Below are 19970 nucleotides of genomic sequence, written 5' to 3' on the forward strand. Positions count from 1 at the left end.
AGCTGGCGCGGGCACTCGGCGATGGCCACGCCGGGTACCTCGTGGAGCGGGCGGCCCCGGTTTTCGCCGGCGAGGCCCGGCACTACACCGAGGCTGCCGTGCGTCCGGACGACGTCCTCGTCTATCACGCCGCCCACGCCTCGGCGCTGGGGGAGTGGCTGGCCGGGGTGGAGGCGGTCAAGGTCATCGACTACCACGGCATCACGCCGCCCGAGTTCCTGCGGGCCTGGCAGCCGGGCCTGGCGGTGGCGCTGGCGCGGGGGCGGGCCGAGCTGGCGGCACTCGGGCCCGGTACCGCCCTGGGGGTCGCCCACTCCGAGTTCACCCGGCGGGAGCTGGTGGCGATGGGGTTCCGGGACACCGCCGCCCTGCCGATCCTCATGGATGCCCACCGGCTCGCCGCTGCCCCGGACCCGGTCCTGCTCGACACCCTGGCCGCCGGGAACCGGGGCCACGACTGGCTCTTCGTCTCCCGCCTGGCGCCCAACAAGCGGGTGGAGGACCTCATCAAGGCGTTCTGTGTCTACCGCCGGGCCTGGTGCCCGGCTGCCCGCCTGTTCGTGGTCGGGCGTCCGGACATCCCGCGCTACGCCCGGGCGCTCGAGCTGTTCGTCGAGCGGCTCGGGATCGAGGAGGTACACCTGATGGGGTCGGTGCCCGTCGACGACCTGGCGGCGTACTACGCCACCGCCGACGTGTTCGTCTGCCTGAGCGAGCACGAGGGCTTCGGCGTGCCATGCCTGGAGGCGATGTCGTGCGGCGTGCCGGTCGTGGCGTTCGCCGCCGGCGGGCTCCCGGAAACGGTGGGCGACGGGGCGGTCGTGATCGCCGACAAGGCCCCCGAGCAGGTGGCCGCGGTGGTGGGCGAGGTTCTGGGCGACCCCGACCTGCGCGCCCGGCTGGCGGCTGCCGGCCGGGGCCGGCTCGCCGTGTTCGCCCCGGACATCGTGGGCAGGGCCTGGGTCGAGCTCCTGGGGGGCCTCGGGTGAAGGTGACCTATGTGGTGCAACGCTACGGCCCGCAGATCGTGGGCGGAGCGGAGGCCGCCTGCCGCCAGTTCGCCACACGGCTCGCCGCCCGCGGCCATGAGGTCACCGTGCTCACGTCGTGTGCGACCGATGCCGTCACGTGGGCCAATGCCCTGCCCCCTGGGGAGTCGATGGACGAAGGGGTACGCGTCGTACGCTACGCGACCACCCGGCCCCGGGATCCGGGCTTCGAGCGCCTGTCCCACCGGCTGTTCTCCCAGGCCCAGCCCGACCCCGACCTCGAGGACCGCTGGATCGAGGCCCAGGGGCCGCTGGTGCCCGACCTCATCGCGGCCATGGCCAGGATGGACCCCGACCTGTGGGTCTTCTACACCTACCTGTACTACCCGACCCTGGTGGGGCTGCCGAAGGTCGCCCGCCGGGCCGTCCTGCATCCCGCCCTGCACGACGAGCCCCCCGCCCGGCTCGCCCGGGTGCGGGAGGTCCTGCGGTGCGCCGCAGGGATCTACCTGCACTCGCCCGAGGAGTGGGAGCTGGTGGTGGCCCGGGCGGGGTGGCCCCCGGCCCAGCTCGGCCTGGTGGGGCTGGGGGTCGAAGAGGGCTCCGGGGATGTCGCCGCCTTCCGGGCCCGGGCGGGCATCGGCGATGCCCCCTACCTGCTCTACCTCGGCCGGGTGGAGGACGGCAAGGGAACGGGCGATCTCGGCCGGATGTTCTCCGCCTACGCCCGGTCGCATCCCGGCCCGCTCAAGCTCGTCGTGGCCGGGCCGGTGGTGCAGGCCCCGCCGCCCGACGAGGCCATCGTGGTCACCGGCACGCTCACCGACAACGAGCGCTGGGGGGCCATGGAAGGGGCCCGCGCATTCGTCCACCCTTCGCCGCTGGAGAGCTTCGCCATCGTGCTCTTCGAGGCCTGGACCAAGGCCCTCCCGGTGCTGGTGAACGGCGCCTGCCCCGTGACCGCCGGGCACGCCGCCCGGGCCCGGGGGGGCCTCGCCTACCGGGACTTCGCCGAGTTCAGCGCGGCCCTGGAGTTGCTCCTGGGCGATCCCGGCGTCGCCCGGGGTCTGGGGGCCAACGGGAAGGCCTACGCCGCCTCCTTTGCCTGGGACGCGGTGATGGACCGCTACACGGCGTTCCTCGAACGGGTCCGGGCGAGCGGTTCATGAGGGCAGGCCGGTCTTCCGGGCCGCCACCACCGCCCGGGTCGGCCGGGCGGCGTCCTCGGCGTGGGGGATGGGCGCCATGCCGGCGCCTTCCAGCAGTTCCGCCAGCTCGGACTCGGTGAAGTCGGCGGTGGTCAGCATCAGCAGGCCCCCGGGCTCCAGGACGCGGTTGATCTCGCCCAGCATGCGGCCGGCGGCCGCTCCCTCGGGGGGCAGGCGGTCCCAGCAGGCCACCACGTCGAACGCCGCGCACGCGTAGGGGAGCGGGCCGCCGTTGCCGGGCGGTGCCCACTGGCCGGCCACGTTGTAGCCCCACACGCACTCCAGGACCCCGAGCAGCGACGGCGCCGCCCCGAGGCTGAGCAACCGGGCCCGCGGGCCACCCGCCGGGAGCCGGGCCAGTGCCGGGAGGTGGGCCTCCAGGGCCTCGACGTCGGTGCGCCGGGGGCCGGGGAGCGTCGCCTCGGACCAGGCGTTGGCCAGGAGGGACCCCGTGGTCAACCGGGACTGGCTGGCGGCCAGGAAGTCGGCCACCGCGGCCCGCCGCTCGGCCAGCATGCGGGCGGGCGGCACCCGGGGGCCGAGGGCGAGCGCCTGGGCGGCGGCCACGATCCCGCCGGCGTAGCGGCCGCTCCCCAGCGCCTCGGCGGCATAGCTGCGGGCGGACTCGCCCAGCCGGGCCCGGGCGCCCGGGTCGCGGGCGAGGCCCTCCAGGGCGTCCGCCAGTGCCCCCGCCTCGTTGCCGGTGGCCGGGACCCGCAGCACGGCGCTCTCCGGCAGCTCCGCCCAGCTCCCGGTCTCCTGTACCACCACGGGGCGGCCGGCGGCCAGGGCGGCGCCCAGGGTGGCCGAGGTCTCGCCGACGTGGGGGAACCGCAGGCTGACCACGATGTCCACCGTGCTGATCAGGGCGTCCATCTCCTCCCGGGCCAGGTAGCCGGTGACGGTGACCGCGTCCTCCAGGCCCCGGGCGGCGATGGCCTGGAGCAGCTCGCCCTCGGTGTCATCCTCGCCGGCGAACAGCAGGTGGCAGCCCCCCACCCGCGCCTGCAGATCGGCGAAGGCATCCAGGAGCAGGAAGGGCCGCTTCGGGCGGGTGACGAAGCCGAAGTGGGCCACCAGCAGGGTGCCGGCCGGCAGCCCGAGGGCCGCCCGGGGGGCGGCGGGGACGGGCGCCGGGGCGGAGAGGGGCACCACCCAGGTGGGCATCGCCGGCGCCCGCAGGGCGATCAGGTCGGCGGCGTACCGGTTGTGGACCACGACGCCCAGGTGGCGATCCAGGAGGTCACCGAGGGCGTCGAGAAGGAACAGCTCCACCCCCGGCGGCTGGCCGCCCAGCCGCAGCCGGGCCAGCCGGTCGCCCGCCGGGCCGTGGGTGCGGGCGAGAAGGTGGCGGTACGTGTCCACGTCGTCCGAGGCCAGCAACCGGGTGGCCAGCATGTGATGCAGCGACCCGTCATGGATCTCGAGGAGTCCCGGCGGCCCTTCCATCGCGGCGTCGTAGATCGCCACTTGATGGAGGTTGTTGGCGATGTGGTAGACGAGCAGGTCCACCGACGGGTCGCCCCGCTCGGACAGCGGACGCATGGCGAAACGCTCGGCCAGGGCCGGTTCCACCGCCTCCGGGTCGCTGACGAAGCAGGTGATGCGCGCCGCCGCGGCGAGGGCGGGCAGTGCCCCGGCGACGAACTCGGCGGGGCCGGTGGGCGCCGGGGGCAGGGTGGTCGCCAGGCCGACGTGGAAGCCGGCGGTCACGCGAGCCGCACCACCACGCCGGGTTCCCGGGGCGCGTGCAGGGTGTCGTTGAGCTGGGCCACGAGGCCGTTGATGGCGGTGGCGATCCGGAGGATCGCGGGGTCGCTCAGCTCGGTCGTCACGCCGGCCAGGGGGGGCTGTTCGGGGCTCGGCGTAAGCCATTCGACGATCTCCAGACCCGCACCGGAGATGCCGGATGCCAGTGACTCCCGGGAGGCAGCGCCGGCGTAGTGGATCACCGCGGTCGCGCCCGGCGCCAACTGGGAGGCCACCCCGGCGAGCAGCGGCTCCAGGTCGCCCTGGCCGTTGAGCGAGACGACCATCTGCCCGCCCGCCCGGAGTGCACCCACCTCGCCCGCCAGGCGGTGGACCTCGGCCATCTGCCGGGCCAGGCGCTCCAGCTCGGGGGCTTGGGCGCTGCCCTGCGCCTCCAGTTCCGCCACCCGGGCGGCGAGCCGCTGCAGCTCCGTGGCCTGGCGGGCGCCGACGCCCTCGGTGCGCCGCCAGAGCTCTTCCAGGACGATGTCGACCCGCATGATGACCCGCTCCTCCAACGCCCGGACCTCGTCCCGCAGGCGACCGGCCTCGGCGGCGAGAGCACCGTAGAGGGCGCCGACGGCCAGCTCCCGGAAATGCCGTTCCTCGTAGACCAGCACCGCCCGGGACAGGAGGCGGCGAGCGGGGAGGAGGGCGTCGCGCACCCGCTGCGACAGCAGGGAGGTCATGGTCCCGCCCGGTAGGCGGGCAGGCACGCGGGCCGATGCCGGCTCGGGCTCAGTCACGAAGTTCGGTCACGCGGGTCAGTCACTGGGGGTCCTCACCGCTTGCGCCTCCTGGCTGCCGGCGACCGGGCGATTCTACCGGGACACCGGGCCGGCCCCCGGCTACCGGGGAGGGCCGGGCAGCACCGCTTCTGGCCGCCCGAAGCCGCCGGGGGCGAGGGCGGCCCACAGCGCCATGCGCTCCCCACCCCGGTCGAGCGGGTGGGCCCGGGCGAGGAGCTGGCGGTGGGTCTCGTCCCAGAGGCCCGGGTCCTCCAGCAGGTCTTCGAGGAGCCGGGCGGCGCCGGGGGCATCAGTGGCGACCAGCCGGGACTCCAGCCCCCCAAGGTCGAGACCGGCAGCCCCACCCGCCCACGTCACCACCGGGATGCCGCTCGCCAGGGCGGCCGCCGCGCCGCCCCCGGTGAGGGGTGGAGGGAGCAGCCAGACCCGCCCCTGCTCTCCCGGCGGGAGCCAGGGGGCCAGCCGGGCGGCGTCGCCCCCGGGCGGCGTCCGCGCGGTTGCCCGCAGGGGGCCCGGCAGTGCGTCGAGGATGGTCCGGACCGGACCGGACAGCGCCCGGGCGCCGGGGTCGAGCCCGCCGAAGCGGGGGCCCGGGGGGAGCGCCCCGGCGACGAGCACGCCGGTTCCGGCGGTCACCCGGGGCGCCGGATCGGGGACGAGGAAGGCCGGCGCGGCGGTGGCCCGGGCGGCATCAGCCAAGCCTGCCTCGGTGGCGCACAGCACGATGTCGGCGGTGGACATCGCCCACCGCTCCAGGGATGCGAGGCGTTCGGCCAGACGGGCGGTGGGCCCGCTCGCCAGGGAGGGCCACCAGCTGGTGAGCGCTGCCGCCCACGTCGGGGAGACGCCGGTGGTGTCGTACACCCGGGTGGCCTGGGGCTGGCTGGCGGCGATCAGCGGGTCGAAGCGCTCGAAGGCGGCCGGGCCGGAGACCAGGGCCATCGAGTAGTGGTAGCGGCGCCCTTCGAACCAGGTGTCCCAATCGGTTTCGGCGGCGACCTCGACCCCGGCGCGCAGCAGCGCCCCGACCTGGGCTGAGCCGGCGTGGCCGGACCCGACCAGGAAGGTGACCCGGCAGCCCGGCCAAGCCTGGACGATGGCCCGAGCCAGCTCCCGCGTACGGCCTGAGGGCGGGGACGGCCAGCCCCAGGCGGAGTCGGAGACCACGACGATGCGGTCGGTCGCCTCGGCGTCGCGTGCCTGCAGGACGTCGTAGGGCTCGAAGGGGGGTTCGGCGAAGGAGGGCCGGCCGGCGAGGCGTTCCTGCCACCGGGCCAGGAGGATGGGCTGGTTGGCGAAGACCCGGCGCTCTGCCTCGATGCGGCTGCTGGACCCCCACCGCACGTGGCGGACGCTCGAGCGGGGTTCGTAGACGGTGCGCAGGCCCCGCTCGTGGAGCGCGAAGCACAGGTCGACGTCCTCGCAGTACCCCATGGGGTAGGCGGGATCGAAGCCGCCCACCTCGTTGAAGACCGACCGGCGCATCACCAGGCACGCCGCCGAGCCGTAGTCCACGTAGCGCCGGAACCGGTAGGGCAGTGCTTCGGGGTCGTCGCCGTCACCCACCGCCCGGGTGGACCCGTCCCGGCCCACCACGCCGCCCGCTTCCTGCAGGTGCCCGTCCAGATGGAGCAACCGGGGGACCGCGGCGCCGGCGGAGGGGTCCAGCTCCAGCGCCTCGATGAGCGGCGGGAGCCAGCCCGGTCCCACGAATGCGTCGCTGTTCAGGATGCAGACGTAGGGGGCTCGGGCGTGCAGGACCCCCTGGTTGGCGCCCGGCCCGAAGCCGACGTTGGCCTGGTTGAACAGCACCGTCACCGCAGGCGACTCCTGGGAGACCTCCCGCAGCAGGGACACGGTCTCGTCGTCCGAGGCGTTGTCCACGATGATGAGCTCGTAGGGCGCCTCGGTGTTCGCCGCCAGGGCCTCGATGGCGGGCCGGATCCACTGCTTGCCGCCGTAGGTGACCATGACGACGGAGACCAGTGGGGAGCTCATCGGGTGATCGGGTGCTCCGGCGACTCCGCGATGCGGCGCAGGCGCCCGTAGACCGACCGCAGCTCGGCGGTGTAGCGGAAGGTCCGGGTGGCCCGCAGGGCGAGCAGCTCCGCCTCGGTGGCGGCCCGGCCGCCGGCTTCGGCGTGCAGGGAGCGCTCGGCCTGCGCCAGCTTGGCCAGGGCCGAGGAGACCTCCTCCCGCAGGCGGGCGGCCTCGGCCTTCAGGGCGGCGATCTCCTGCTCGGCCTTGTGGAGCTGGTTGGCGAACACCATGCGCTCGGTGGCCAGGCGCCGGCTGCGGGCATCGTGCGCCACCTCCAGCGTGGCGAGCTGCTCCTCCAGGGCCTGGAGGCGGTCCTCGTCCGAGATCGCGGGGGCCTGGCGGTGCCGGGCCGCCGACACGGCGATGAAGGCCGCTCCATCCAGGGCCTCATCGAGCCGGTCCAGCTCGGTGGCCAGGTGCCCGGCCCACACCGGGCCGGCAACAGCCCGGCGCAAGGCCAGGCCGAGGGCCAGGCCCGGGCCGCCGTCGCCGGGCGGGCGGTCCGACTCGCTGCCGTCCCCGTCGTTGATCAGCACCGCGGGGCGACCGAACGAGCGGGCCACCACCGCGCTGCGCAACGCGCCGCCGGCGAAGGCGCCACACGCCGCCAGGGCGGCACCCAGGTCTTCAAGGCTGGCGCACGCCGGCAGGTGGTGCCAACCGCCCTCGGGCACCCCGGCCTCGATCAGCGCCGCGGCCAGCGAGCGCACGAAGGCGGCGTCGCCCCCCGGCAGGCCGGTCTCCGCCAGGACCGCACCCATGCCCGGGTGGTCGCCCAGGAAGGCGGCGATCCCGGCGGCGAGTGCCGGCAATCCGCCCGCGGGCACCACGCCGCACTCGACGACCAGGGGGGCCCCGTCGCGGGGGTACCAGCCCATGAGCCGCAGGTAGTCCAGGCGCTTCGCCAGGGTCTCGGGCACCCAGAGGCGGGATGCCAGCAGGCAGCAGTCGGCCACCACGCCCACCTCGGTGACCCCGGCCTCGAGCAGGTGCAGGGATGCGGCCGGGTCGGTGGCGGTCGCCCGGTGGCGGGACCCGGCCACCGCAGCCAGGCGGGCGCGCTGCTCGGCTGTGAGGACAGCGGGGAGGCCGACGGCGAGCCACACCACCGGGCACGGTGCCCCGCCCGGCCCGGGAACCGGCCCCTCGACAAAGAAGCGCCCGGCGTCGGGGTCGGCGAACAGGTCGGCCCCGGCGACGATCACGCAGTCGAATTCGGCGGCCAGCTCCCGGGAGCGCTGCTCGCTCCACGGGCCGAGTGCGGTGACGGTGTCGCCGTGGTCCCGGCCGGACAGGGGTTCTGCCGAGGGCGCCGCCACCCGGATGTCAACTGCAGGGAGGCGGGCGCGCAACTCCCGTCGCAGGATCTGGGGGATCAGGGCGTCGCCGAACTGGCCCGAGCCGAAACTGCCCCAGACGCCGACACGGCACGGGACCTCGCCCGACGGTACCAGGCGCCGGCTCTGGATGGAACGGATCTCACTCAAGACTTGCCCTACTCCCGACCCAGCCAGTTGGTGCAGCTACGCCAGAAACGTGGAGTGCCAGCATAATCCGTATCCTGTGGACCCCGTGGCACGCCCAGCCGTTTTTCTCGACCGCGATGGGGTCCTCAATGAGGTCTGCTTCCATGGCGGCGTGGCGAGCACCCCCCGGTCAGCGGAAGACCTCGTCATCGACCAGTCGACGGCGTACCAACTGGGCCGGCTCAGGGAGTCGGGGTTTGCCCTGATCGTTGTAAGCAACCAACCGGACGTCGCCCGCGGCGGGTTGCTCCCCCAGGATCTTGCTGCCATCAACGAGGCTCTGCGCGAGGCCTTGCCCGTCGACGCCATCTACGTCTGTCCTCACGACCGGTCCGACGGTTGCGGGTGCCGGAAGCCGAAGCCTGGTCTTATCCATCAGGCAGCGGCGGAGTGGGGGATCGACCTGTCGCGGAGCTGGCTGATCGGGGACCGCTGGGTGGATCTGGCCGCGGCGGAAGCCGCCGGGGTGGCCGGCGTCCTGCTGGAGTGCGCCTGGAGCTGGGCACCCACCAGCGAAGGCGCACCGCCGAGGGGGCTTGCCCCCGTCTTCAGCGATGTCAGGCTCGCTGGCTGCATCACCCAGATCCTGGACTCGTCTTGAAGTCTTGCTGTAAGGTCTCGGGGTTCTCGCACACACCCGGGGTGGACTATTGAAGATTTTCGTGGATTCGGCCAATCTTGCCGACATCGAGGCCGCACTCGCCCGCGGGTTCGCCTCGGGCGTGACCACGAACCCGTCCATCCTCGCCAAGGAAGAGAAGCGGGATTACCGTGAGCACATCCGCGACATCATCGACCTGATCCGCAAATGGGGTCCCCCGCTGCCCCTGTCGGTGGAGGTGTTCACCACTGATCCGGACGAGATGATCCGGCAGGCCGAGGAGCTGGTGTCCCAGTTCGGCGACTATCCCGGTCTTACCATTAAGGTGCCTGTGGGGTGGGACGAGCTGCGGCTCATTGCCCGCCTTACCGACGAGAACATCGCAGTCAACGCCACTGCGTGCATGTCTTTCAATCAAGCAGTGATGGCATTGAACGCCGGGGCGCGGTATGTGAGCTTGTTCTGGGGCCGGATCCGGGACACGGGCTACGACGCCGGCCGGATCGTCGCCGACGTGCGCGCCGGTATGGACCGCATCGGCACGTCGGCAGAGATCATCGTGGGTTCTATCCGCCACATCATGGATGTCAACGAGGCCATGCAGGCGGGTGCCCACATCGTGACCGTGCCCAGCGCCTTTCTCGTCAAGATGTGTCAGCACCCCAAGACCGACGAGGTGGTGGCGCAGTTCTGCACCGACTTCGCCCGCTGGATGACCTAAGCTGCCTGCGCCCAACCTTGAGGGTCGGGTCTGCGTTGTCACCGGCGCCGGCCGGGGGATCGGTCGGTTCACGGCCGAAACCTTCGCTCGACACGGTGCCGATGTGGCCATCTGCGCCCGCACGCGGTCCGAACTCTCCTCAGTTGCGGATGCCCTTGGCGCCGAAGTGGGCCGCCCGGTGCTGTCCCGGGTGGTCGATGTCGCCGACGAGGGCTCGGTACAGGAATTCGGCGCCGCGGTGACGGCTGAGTTCGGGCCGGCCGACGTGCTGGTGACCAGCGCCGGAGTGCAGGGGCCCGTCGGCAGCGTGGTCGACATCGACATGGCGGCGTGGACGGGAACTCTCGCGGTCAACCTGCTCGGCGTGGTGCATGCCATCCGCGCATTCGTGCCCGGGATGCGTACGGCCGGCGGCGGGCGCATTGTCACCCTGTCCGGTGGAGGCGTGGGTGGCCCGGGGGTGGCCCCCCGGCTCAGCGCATACACCGCATCGAAAGCTGCGGTCGTCGGTCTGACCGAGACGCTGGCGCGGGAGCTTGCCCCGGACCGCATCTGGATCAATGCCCTGGCTCCAGGAGCGATCAATACCAGCTTTGTGGACCCGGTCCTTGCCGCCGGGCCAGAAGTGGCCGGGGAAGCGCTCTACCAGTCGACCATGCGCCAGCGTCAGGGAGGCGACTCCCTTGAGAAGGTGGGTGCTGCGATGCTGTTCCTGGCCTCAGAGGCGTCGGATGGCCTGACCGGCAAGCTCATCAGCGCCAAGTGGGATCCTCTCGACGTCATGTCTGCCCAGGCCGAGCAACTCAACACGGGATCCCGCTACACCCTTCGCCGGATCGACGGCGAGCTCTTCGCTGAAGGGCCCGGTTCGTGAGAGTGGTCGTGACCGGGGCCGCGGGGTTCATCGGTTCCAACTTGACCGATGCTCTCTTGGCCGCGGGCCATACGGTGCTCGGGATCGACAACCTCTCCACCGGCGACGAGCGGTTCCTCGAGGACGCCACCCGGAATGCCGCATTCGAACTCCGGAAGCTCGACCTGCTCGAGGACGGCGCGGCGCTCCCCGACGCCTTCGCCGGGGCCGACGCCGTGGTCCACCTCGCCGCCAACGCCGATGTGCGCTTCGGCTGGCACATGCCGGACCAGGACTTGAAGCAGAACACCATCGTCACCCATCAAGTCCTGGAGGGCGTCCGCCGGGGCGGCGTCCCTCGGTTCCTGTTTTCATCGACCGGATCCGTCTACGGCGAGGCGGCCGTCGTGCCGACCCCAGAGGACTGCCCCTTCCCTGTGCAGACCTCGCTGTACGGAGCGTCGAAGCTCGCCGGGGAGGGTCTGGCGGCGGCATATGTTGAAGGGTGCGGGATCACGGCGACTGTCTTCCGCTTTGTATCGATCCTCGGCCCCCGCTACACCCATGGGCATGTGGTCGACTTCGTGCGCCAGCTACGGGCCGATCCCACCTCGCTCACGATCCTGGGGGACGGGCGGCAGCGGAAGAGCTACCTCGACGTGTCGGACTGCGCCCGCGCGGTCACCAGCATGCTGGGCCGCATCGGTGCCTTCGAGGTCTACAACCTCGGGGTACCAGAGTCCTGCACCGTCGACCAATCTGCGGGCTGGATCTGCGAGCGAATGGGGGTCAAGCCCACAGTCATCCACACGGGCGGGGATCGGGGCTGGATCGGCGACAATCCCCACATCCACCTGGCCATTGAGAAGATGCGGGCGACGGGTTGGCAACCGCACTACGGCATCCGGGCGGCCGTGGAGCGGACTGTCGACTACCTCGCCGAGCACACCTGGATCGTCGAACGCGAGGTTCGGCGGTGACCCGGTTCCCGGACAGCATCGGGGTAGCGGTGATCGGATGCGGCCTCATCGGCCGCAAACGGGTGGCCGCCCTACCCCCGGGTTGCCGCGTCGTGGCCCTCGCCGACTCCGACCGGGCGCGTGCCGAGGCGCTGGCCGCCACCCTCCCCTATCCGGCACGCGTCGGCGCGTCGGCCTCGGAGGTGTTGGGAGGCGGTGATGTCGGGCTCGCCATTGTGGCGACCATTCACGCCGCTCTTGCCCCGATCACCTTGGAGGCGCTGTCGGCTGGCTGCGACGTCCTTGTCGAGAAACCCGGCGCCCGGTGCGCGGCCGAGGCCGCCGACCTCGTGGCCGCGGCCTCGGCGGCCGGCCACCAGGTACGGGTGGGCTTCAACCACCGGTTCCACCCAGCCCTCCTGCGCGCCCACGAACTGGTGGGCGATGGGGGCCACGGCAAGCTCCTGTCGGTCCGTGCCCGCTACGGGCACGGGGGCCGCCCGGGCTACGAGCGGGAGTGGCGGGCCGAGCGGGCGCTCTCGGGAGGCGGGGAGCTGGTGGATCAGGGGATGCACCTCATCGATCTCACGCGGTTTCTCGTGGGGGATGTCGATCTCGTCTTCTCGGAGGTGCGCACCGACTTCTGGCCCATGGAGGTGGAGGACAACGCCTACCTCGCCCTCCGCCCCCGCGCAGGTGGGTTTGCCTGGCTCCACGCCTCGTGGACGGAGTGGAAGAACCTGTTCTCCCTGGAGGTTGCTCTCGAGCGAGCGAAAATCGAGGTGAGCGGGCTCGGGGGCAGCTACGGGACAGAGCGCCTCGCGCTGTATGAGATGCTGCCCGAGATGGGACCTCCCCGCACCACCATCTGGGAGTGGCCGCAGGCGGACCGTTCCTGGGAGCTGGAGACTGCCGACGTCCTGGCGACACTCGGAGGATCGGCATCGCTGGGGGCTGATGTTCAGGACTGCCTGGCTGCTTGGACCGTTGTCGAGGAGGCGTACCGCCGATGATCATCTCCCGCACCCCGCTTCGCATCTCGCTCGGAGGGGGCGGCACCGACCTGCCGTCGCACTACCGGGAATCGGGTGGGTTCTTGGTCGCGGCTGCGATCAGCCGCCACGTCTACATCGCGGTCAATCGCAACTTCGATGATGGCATCCTGCTCAAATACTCGCAGATCGAACGGTCTTCGAGGGTCGCAGACGTGCGGCATCCTCTGCTCCGGGAGGCTCTGCTGGTCGCGGGCGTCGATCGCCACGTCGAGGTGTCGTCGATGGCGGACATCCCCGCCAATACCGGACTCGGCTCCTCCGGGAGTTTCACCGTGGGTGTGCTCAAGGCCCTCTACGCTCATCAGCACCAGGCGGTCTCCAACCTCCACCTTGCCGAGCAGGCCTGCCATATCGAGATCGAGCGCCTCGGGGAGCCGGTAGGCAAGCAGGACCAGTACATCGCCGCCCTGGGAGGGGTGACCGCCTTCCGCTTCGCGCCCGATGACTCGGTCGAGGTCATCCCGGTCCCGATGGACGACGACACCCGGTGGCGGTTCGAAGAGAACCTCACGCTCTTCTACACCGGGATGCGCCGCTCAGCGTCCGAAGTGCTCGCCGACCAGGACGCCAAGTCCAAAGCTAAGGACAGCGGCACGTCCAGCAACCTCCGGAGGGTGAGCGAGATTGGCGAGGAAAGCTTCGACGCCCTGGTGTCGGGCGACCTGCATAGCTTCGCCAAGCTCATGACCATGCAGTGGGAGCTCAAGCGGCAGCGCTCGCCCGGGGCCACGACGCAGGAGATTGATCGCTGGATCGAAGCCGGACTCGATGCCGGTGCCTCGGGCGGCAAGCTTGTGGGCGCCGGGGGCGGCGGCTTCCTGCTCTTCTACTCGGAGACCAAGGCCGACCTGCGCTCAGCCATGGCCCGCTTGGGATTGCCCGAAGTGCGCTTCGGTTTCGATTACGAGGGTTCGACGCTGGTCGTTTCGTAAATGGACTTGCGTTACCCGGTCGCCGTCCTGTCGGGTGGTCTGGGGACCCGGATGGCCCAGCGCACCGGACCGCACCTTCCGAAGGCCCTGCTGCCGGTGGCGGGTCGACCATTCATCGACCACAAGCTGATCGAGCTCCGGCGCGCGGGGGCCCAGCGGGTGATTCTCCTGACCGGCCATGGCAGCGACGAACTCGCGGCCCACGTCGGTGATGGAGCGGCCTTCGGGCTCACCGCCGAGCTCGTCCCCGACGGGGACCGCCTGCTCGGGACCGGCGGCGCCATCCGGCGAGCGCTGGCGCATCTCGGCGAGGTGTTCTGGGTGACCTTCGGCGACACCCTGCTGGCGGTGCCGATGCTGGAGATTGAGGCCACCTTCGACGCCGCCGGCCTGGACGGCGTCATGACGGTGTTGGAGAACCACGACCGATGGGACGTAAGCAACGTCGCGGTGGCCGAGGGCAAGGTGGTGGAGTACCGAAAGGGAGCCCCGCCATCGAGCTTCGCCTTCATCGACTACGGGATGAGCCTGCTCAGGGCCGACGCCTTCCTTGCCTATCCGGAGGGTGAGGCCTTCGATCTCAGTAGCGTTCTGCAGGGGCTCATCGCGGCGGGTCGGCTGGGCGCAGCTCCGGTTGGGCGCCGGTTCTTCGAGATTGGATCGGAGTCCGGGTTCGCCGACACCGAAGCGTTCCTTCGAGGGGCGTCTTAAGCGCTTTCGGCATCCATCGCGTCAGTCGCCGGGGCGGCCGCAGGCGACTTCAAGGGTGCGAATCGGTAGCGCACCAGCGCGACCATCCACGTCATCGGGTCCTTGAAAAACCGGACTTTTTTGCCGCTCGCAAAGCCCCGGGACTCGTACGTGATCGGCACTTCCACAGGCCGGTGACCCAAGCGCACGAGCTTCGCTACAAGCTCCCAATCGAAGTCGAAGCGGTTGGCCGTGAACTCGACTCCGTCGATGCACGACCGCCGGAAGACCTTGTACATAGTGAACGGGTCACGGAGCTTGGTGCCGTACACGACGTTGAACATCCCGGTGAAGGCCCAATGGGCGCCGTTCATGAGGGTGCTCTTCAGGTGCGATTCGGGGAGCGCCCGCATGGCCTTGCCTGGCGTGTGGCGGCACCCGAGGACGAAGGATGCCTCGCCCGCCAGGAGGGGGGCCAGGACGATCGGGTATTCGTCGATGCGGTACTCGAGGTCGCCGTCTTGGATCAGGATCAGGTCCCCACTGGCCCGCTGCAACCCCAAGCGGACAGCCCGCCCCTTGCCTCCGGGGGCGTCTTCGAACACGAGTTGTACCTGGGGGTGGTCGGCGTACTGCGAGACGATGTCTCGGGTTCCATCGGTCGAGTGGCTCTCCACGATGATGAGTTCCGTCTCCAATGGGCTCAGGTCCTGCGCCAGGACCTGGTCAATGACGGACCCGACTGTTGCGGCCTCGTTGTAGGCCGGCAGGATGACACTCAGCCGCATGAGCGCATACCCGGGAACTTGGCGGGCTGAGTGGGAGGGAAGATCTCGGTGGGTCGTTGGGGTGTCACTGCGGAGCGGTCTCCCCGCTCGGAGCTGCCGGGACCAGAGACTCCCACTTCGGCGTACCGCGCAGCAGGGCGGGGTGGGTGACCATCAGGTGCCAGAGCAGAGCCTGCATCGACTCGGTCTGGGCAGTGATGTTGTTGGGATCGCCCACGGGCACGAGAATATGGGCATCGGCCCACCGGGCCACGGCGCCGCCGTCCCGCCCGACGATCCCCGCAACGTGGGCCCCCGCAGCCTGGGCCACCCGCATGGCATTCACCAGGTTGGGGCTGACCGCGCGGGTCTCGTCGCCACCGCCGACCGAGAAGACCAGCAGGCAGTCGCCCTCCCGCACCCGGGAGGCCGTCAGCCAGTCGGCGTATGCCCGCCCCCACCCCTCATCATTCACCCGGGCAGTCAGTTCAGAGACGTTGTCGGAGACGCAGTAGGCCTCGAAGCCGGCCAGTTTGCGGAAGTCACAGGCAGCATGCGAGGCATGGCCAGCACCGCCCCCTGATCCGGCCAGGAACAGGCGACCGCCGCGCTCGCGTGTGTCAGCCAAGAGGTCGATCACAGCATCGATCTGCGCCCTGGACAAACCCTGAAGTATTTCAACCGATTCAGCTAGAAATGCCGATGTGAAGGAGCTGTCAGACATTGAGCCGCATTGTATCCGCAGGCGACCCGCCCCGCATATCCTGACCCACTCGTGGACGCCCCGGCCGACGCATCGCTCACCGTCTCCCGGGCCGCTCGATCCCGGGACGCGGCCCGACTCCCATGGAGACGATTGCCCCCGTGGGCCGTGCCCCTTATCGTCGCATCGGTCTCCGCCCTTGTGATCATCGCTCGCCGGCCGGATGCCGTGACCAACCCGCAGTTCTGGGCGGAGGACGGCGCGACGTGGTTTGCGCAGGCCTACCAGAAGGGGGGACTGCACGTACTGACGGCGCCCTATGGGGGCTACGTGATCGCCTGGGCTCGGCTGGTGGCCTGGGGAGCTCAGGCGTTCCCGGTGGGCCGCGCCCCACTTCTCTACAATCTGGCAGGCTTCGCCTTGCAACTTGCGCCGCCTGTCTACATTGCCACCCGACGCTTCGACCATCTCATCCCGGACTGGCGGGTGCGGGCGTTGTTGATCGCGCTCTACCTGGCGATTCCAGCGTCGGCCGAGATCGACGTCAACCTCACGAATGCCCAATGGCACGCGGCGGTCATGCTCCCGCTCCTGGCGTTTGCCCTTCCTCCCGTGCGCCTTTGGGGCCGGATTGTCGAGGGGGCACTGTTTTTGCTTCTCGCGCTCACTGGTCCCTTCTGCCTGCTCATGCTCCCGCTCCTGGTCTGGTACGCCTGGGCGCGGAGGTGGCCACTCTGGTTGCGAGTGGTCTGCGGGCTGGACATGGTTGCGGTCGTGATCCAACTCCACGCCATCGCCCAATCCGCAGGGCAGCGACGCCTCGTGTTCGGGGGCCAGATCCCACTGCTTGTCCGGGCGGCGGCTGGTCGGACGATCGTGAGTCTGGCCGTAGGCCAGCGGGGCTATGCTGCCCTGGTTTCGTCGGTCAGAGGCTGGCCGCTGACCCTGATCCTGACTAGCGCGCTGGTCGTTGGCATCGTCATTCTCGCCCTGGCGTGGCTCCATGGCTCACTCGAGCTCCGGGTGTTCCTCGTGTACGGCGTTCTGATGCTGGGCTCCGCATTCCTGGTGGTTCCCGTCGGATCATCGGTCAAGAACCAGTGGGGAGCGCTTGCGATGCCCGGCCTGGGCGGGCGCTATTTCTTCGTTCCCATGTTGGCCGTGGTCGCAGCGCTGGGCTCCCTGCTAGGTGCCCGGCGGAGAGCTGTGCGCCGAGCCGCCCTCATTGTCGTCGCTGTGATCGTGTGTGTAGGGGTGCCCCTCGACTGGGTCGAGCCGCACTACGTCGATTACCACTTCTCCACGCAGGTTGCCCGCTGCTTCGCTGAGCCACGCGGCAGCCCGTGCCGGATTCCCATCAATCCGCCCGGGTGGTCGATCGAGTTCACGCGCCAGTAAGGATGCTATGCCTCGATGTTGATCCGGAAAGGCCGCATAAGGTCTAGATTCGGATTATAGTAAGGGTCAATGATCTCCCCCGGATTCCCCCATCGAGCCCGAAAGAAGGTTTCATCCGCTTCGGGATGAAGCCTGCCCCGGCTCGCGCTCTCGTAATGGAACAGCTCGGCATACGGTGTGTACACGACCCGATAGCCCGCCCTCCATGTCCGAAGGCAGTAGTCAACGTCGTTGAAGGCCACCCGGAGGCCTTCATCGAAGCCCCTCAATTCCTCGAAGACGCTGGTCCTCGTCATCAGGCACGCTGCCGTCACTGCCGACACGTTGAGGATCGACTGCCCGAGCGAGAAGTACCCGCCGTGGTCGACGTTGCCTGCGGTACCCCGGCCGAGGCCCATGATGATGCCCTCGTGCTGGGGATGACCCTCGGGATACAGCAGCCGGGCGCCCACTGCGCCGATCTCAGCCTGGTGCGCATACTCCAGCATCGCCTCGATCCAACCTGGGCTAATTACCTCCGTGTCGTTGTTGAGGAACAGTAGGAAGTCGGTGCGTGCCTCGGCCGCGGCGACATTCATCATGTGGGCGAAATTGAAGGCGCCGGGGTACTCGATCACTCGGCCTTTGACGGAGGCAAGGTACTCCCAAGTCTCCTCCTCGGCGGATTCGTTGTCGATGATGATCAGTTCGAAATTCCGGTACGTAGATAACCGTTGGATGCTCTCCACGCATGGGCGGAGGAGGTCCAGCCGGTCCCGCGTCGGGATGAGAATCGCAACACTGGGTTCGCCCTGGACCCGGTAGCGCACCCGGTGGCTGCCCTTCCACAGTCCATTGGTGACATCGCCCTCATGGCCTCGCCGGCGGAGGCAGTCCTGCAAGGCCCGCGCTCCCGCTTGATAGGCCCAAGGCTTCGCTTCGGGCGACGCTGCAGCCGATCCAGGCACCTTTCGCCATGTGTACAGGGGCAGCGGGATGTGGGCTATGCGATCGGTGGCTTCAGTGACCCGCAGCGCCAAGTCGTGATCCTGACTCCCGTCGTAGCCGGGCCGCAGCCCACCCACCCGGTTCAAGACAGTCGCCCGGTAAACCGCAAAATGGGTCACATAATTCGTGGTCAAGAGAAGCTCCGGTGACCAGTCCGGCTTGAAAAATACATCTGTCAGGCGACCGTCTGGATCTCGTTTGTCCTCATCGCTATAGATGAAATCAAGATCCCGCTGTTTGTTCAGGAGGCGCACGACTTCGAACAGGGCATTGGGCTTCAGTTCGTCGTCGTGGTCGAGGAATCCGATGAACTGACCGCTGGCTGCCTGAACCCCGAGGTCGGTCGCCACGGAGATGCCCGAGTTCCCTGCCGAGCGGATAATCCGAATGCCCCGACGGCCCCGGTACCGCCGGAGGGTCTTCAGCATCGCGCGGTCTGAGGAGCCGTCGTCGACGATGCAAAGTTCCCAGTTCGAGTACGTCTGCGCGCGCACCGATTCGACGGCATCGACCAGCCAGCCGGGAGGCGTGTTGAAGGCCGGCATGACGATGCTGATCTTTGGTCGGTACGCGAAACGAACGGCTTCCTCGGCTTGGGCGGCCAGGTCGGCGGGGGACAACTGATGGTGCTCGAGCCAGATTTGGTACTCGTCGTTGTACGAAAGGTTGGATCCGGCGGGCAGGCCGGCGGGTAGCACCCGAGGCGAGCGAGTTGCCGCGCTGAACGATGGCATCCCGGCCCCCAAGCGGGCCATGCGCTTGAGCACGCCGCGAGGACCCTCGGATCCCGCCACCCGCAGGGCCTGGACGCCGACGAGCAGGGCTTGGCGACGGCGGGTCGGCCACGGTGCCATGCGATCCATTTCACGGATGGCACGCTGGACGACCCGGTAGCTCGTCCGGCCGCGAATCAGGTCGAGCTCGGCCCGCAGAGCGGTCGCCTCGGCGCGCACTGCAACAAGCTCTTCTTCCCGTTGCGCATATGCCGTGCTAGCGGACAGCGCCTCCTCGAGGAGTCGTTCCTGGGTGGCTACCTCATCGCGGAGATGAGCGATCTGGCGATCCCGGTCGGCGAGCGCCTCGCGTTGCGATTCCAGGCCCCGGTCTTTCTCCTGGAGCGCAGCCCGCTGGTCTTCCAGGCCCCGGTCCTTTTCCGTCAGAGCAGCATGTTGCACGGCAATCGCTTCGTCCTTGGCAACAACGGCGTCGTGCTCTCGACGAATGATGGCGTGAAGATTTTCCCGCTCCGCGGCATCGGCACGCTCCCGGGCGCCGGCGTGAATGAGGTTCTGCTTCAGGGAGAAACGATGCCCGAGTTCGAAGAAGAGTTGGCGCAACGCTGGGTCGTTGTGGAGCGATTCTCGCAATCCTGTAAGTTGCGAGGGCTCATCCGGTCCAACCGACAACACCCCAAGGCCGTGACCATGAAGGAACTCGAAATGAGGATAGTCATTTGAGATCTCGGACCAGAAACGCCACACCCCAAAGTCGCCGCCGCGCTCATTGGTGTCATGGAACAACACAGTGGCGCGCGTACTGAGTTTCGGGCGCCAAGTCTCGAAATCATGGCGGACGGCCTCATAGGTGTGGAAGCCGTCGATGTGGAGCAGGTCGATGGATCCGTCCTCAAACTGCTGGGCTGCCTCATCAAATGTGCTTTGGATAAGTGACGAGAAGGTGCCATAGGCGTCATCGTGGTGCGCACGTAGGTCGGCCAGGACCTCGGGGCCGTAGCGGCCCGATTGGCTATCTCCCTCCCAGGTGTCGACTGCGTAGCAGCGGGTGGGCGGGGTGAGTTCTGAGGCAGCTTGGCAGAACGCGCAGTACGAATCGCCGGCATGCGTGCCGAGTTCGACGAGGAGCCGCGGCTGGGTGAGGTGCACGACCAAGAAGGCGAACGGGATGTGCTCAACCCACGCCGACTCGGTGGTCAGTCGCCGTGGGGCTGCCCACAAGGCGGGATAGCCTCTGAGATCAAAATCGACCATACCAATTTTTCCCTCTAACGTTTCTCCAGCATCCCTCACGCTATCAGGCTCGGGG

17 protein-coding genes are annotated in these 19970 nt (G+C 69.6%); 10 read left to right on the forward strand and 7 right to left on the reverse strand.

Annotated elements, in window-relative coordinates; all coding sequences use genetic code 11:
- The first annotated feature begins 41 nt into the window (after positions 1-41).
- A complete protein-coding gene (locus VFW71_03425) occupies positions 42-989 on the forward strand; it encodes a glycosyltransferase family 4 protein (protein HEU5001815.1) in 948 nt (315 codons plus the stop codon).
- Entirely contained in the window at positions 986-2158 is a 1173-nt protein-coding gene (locus VFW71_03430; protein ID HEU5001816.1) for a glycosyltransferase family 4 protein, read from the forward strand. The genes VFW71_03425 and VFW71_03430 overlap by 4 nt, the downstream gene beginning before the upstream one ends.
- Here VFW71_03430 and VFW71_03435 read toward each other — a convergent pair.
- The 4 genes from VFW71_03435 to VFW71_03450 form a co-directional block, all read right to left on the reverse strand.
- Positions 2153-3910, reverse strand: coding sequence for a glycosyltransferase (locus VFW71_03435; protein ID HEU5001817.1), 1758 nt, complete (start codon positions 3908-3910; stop codon positions 2153-2155). The genes VFW71_03430 and VFW71_03435 overlap by 6 nt on opposite strands.
- Positions 3907-4635, reverse strand: a complete 729-nt coding sequence (locus VFW71_03440) for a hypothetical protein (GenBank protein HEU5001818.1) — start codon at positions 4633-4635, stop codon at positions 3907-3909. The genes VFW71_03435 and VFW71_03440 overlap by 4 nt, the downstream gene beginning before the upstream one ends.
- A 159-nt stretch (positions 4636-4794) precedes the next feature.
- Positions 4795-6693, reverse strand: a complete 1899-nt coding sequence (locus tag VFW71_03445) for a glycosyltransferase family 2 protein (protein HEU5001819.1) — start codon at positions 6691-6693, stop codon at positions 4795-4797.
- On the reverse strand, positions 6690-8222 hold the full coding sequence (locus tag VFW71_03450; protein ID HEU5001820.1) for a hypothetical protein: 1533 nt from the start codon (positions 8220-8222) through the stop codon (positions 6690-6692). The genes VFW71_03445 and VFW71_03450 overlap by 4 nt, the downstream gene beginning before the upstream one ends.
- An 85-nt stretch (positions 8223-8307) precedes the next feature.
- On the opposite strand from VFW71_03450, the gene VFW71_03455 reads away from it, so the two are divergent.
- From VFW71_03455 to VFW71_03485, 7 genes are read left to right on the forward strand one after another with little or no spacing between them, the layout of a single operon-like run.
- A complete protein-coding gene (locus VFW71_03455; protein ID HEU5001821.1) occupies positions 8308-8862 on the forward strand; it encodes an HAD-IIIA family hydrolase in 555 nt (184 codons plus the stop codon).
- A 49-nt stretch (positions 8863-8911) separates the two neighbouring features.
- Entirely contained in the window at positions 8912-9583 is a 672-nt protein-coding gene (locus VFW71_03460) for a transaldolase family protein (GenBank protein ID HEU5001822.1), read from the forward strand.
- A gap of 1 nt (position 9584) precedes the next feature.
- Positions 9585-10457 carry an SDR family oxidoreductase gene (locus VFW71_03465; GenBank protein ID HEU5001823.1) on the forward strand — a complete coding sequence of 291 codons (873 nt, stop codon included), beginning with the start codon at positions 9585-9587 and terminating at the stop codon, positions 10455-10457.
- Entirely contained in the window at positions 10454-11416 is a 963-nt protein-coding gene (locus tag VFW71_03470; GenBank protein ID HEU5001824.1) for an NAD-dependent epimerase/dehydratase family protein, read from the forward strand. Before VFW71_03465 ends, VFW71_03470 begins: the two co-directional genes overlap by 4 nt.
- On the forward strand, positions 11413-12408 hold the full coding sequence (locus VFW71_03475; GenBank protein HEU5001825.1) for a Gfo/Idh/MocA family oxidoreductase: 996 nt from the start codon (positions 11413-11415) through the stop codon (positions 12406-12408). Before VFW71_03470 ends, VFW71_03475 begins: the two co-directional genes overlap by 4 nt.
- On the forward strand, positions 12405-13382 hold the full coding sequence (locus tag VFW71_03480; GenBank protein ID HEU5001826.1) for a galactokinase: 978 nt from the start codon (positions 12405-12407) through the stop codon (positions 13380-13382). The genes VFW71_03475 and VFW71_03480 overlap by 4 nt, the downstream gene beginning before the upstream one ends.
- Complete coding sequence (locus VFW71_03485) at positions 13383-14093, forward strand: NTP transferase domain-containing protein (GenBank protein ID HEU5001827.1); 711 nt, start codon at positions 13383-13385, stop codon at positions 14091-14093.
- Here VFW71_03485 and VFW71_03490 read toward each other — a convergent pair.
- Both VFW71_03490 and VFW71_03495 read right to left on the reverse strand, forming a co-directional pair.
- A complete protein-coding gene (locus VFW71_03490) occupies positions 14090-14860 on the reverse strand; it encodes a glycosyltransferase family 2 protein (GenBank protein HEU5001828.1) in 771 nt (256 codons plus the stop codon). The genes VFW71_03485 and VFW71_03490 overlap by 4 nt on opposite strands.
- Before the next feature lie 64 nt (positions 14861-14924).
- A complete protein-coding gene (locus VFW71_03495) occupies positions 14925-15563 on the reverse strand; it encodes an SIS domain-containing protein (GenBank protein ID HEU5001829.1) in 639 nt (212 codons plus the stop codon).
- A 180-nt stretch (positions 15564-15743) separates the two neighbouring features.
- On the opposite strand from VFW71_03495, the gene VFW71_03500 reads away from it, so the two are divergent.
- Positions 15744-16940, forward strand: coding sequence for a hypothetical protein (locus VFW71_03500; GenBank protein ID HEU5001830.1), 1197 nt, complete (start codon positions 15744-15746; stop codon positions 16938-16940).
- 5 nt (positions 16941-16945) lie between these two features.
- Here the strand turns inward: VFW71_03500 and VFW71_03505 are convergent, their stop codons facing one another.
- A complete protein-coding gene (locus VFW71_03505; GenBank protein HEU5001831.1) occupies positions 16946-19954 on the reverse strand; it encodes a glycosyltransferase in 3009 nt (1002 codons plus the stop codon).
- Positions 19955-19970: the final 16 nt, after the last annotated feature.

Source organism: Actinomycetota bacterium (assembly GCA_035765775.1).
Classification (GTDB): domain Bacteria; phylum Actinomycetota; class CADDZG01; order JAHWKV01; family JAOPZY01; genus DASTWV01.

Bases quoted from the DNA above. Each gene is read 5' to 3' on its own strand.
- VFW71_03445 (HEU5001819.1), bottom strand. From the start codon at position 6,693: ATGAGCTCCCCACTGGTCTCCGTCGTCATGGTCACCTACGGCGGCAAG.
- VFW71_03490 (HEU5001828.1), bottom strand. From the start codon at position 14,860: ATGCGGCTGAGTGTCATCCTGCCGGCCTACAACGAGGCCGCAACAGTC.
- VFW71_03495 (HEU5001829.1), bottom strand. From the start codon at position 15,563: ATGTCTGACAGCTCCTTCACATCGGCATTTCTAGCTGAATCGGTTGAA.
- VFW71_03485 (HEU5001827.1), top strand. From the start codon at position 13,383: ATGGACTTGCGTTACCCGGTCGCCGTCCTGTCGGGTGGTCTGGGGACC.
- VFW71_03480 (HEU5001826.1), top strand. From the start codon at position 12,405: ATGATCATCTCCCGCACCCCGCTTCGCATCTCGCTCGGAGGGGGCGGC.
- VFW71_03440 (HEU5001818.1), bottom strand. From the start codon at position 4,635: ATGACCTCCCTGCTGTCGCAGCGGGTGCGCGACGCCCTCCTCCCCGCT.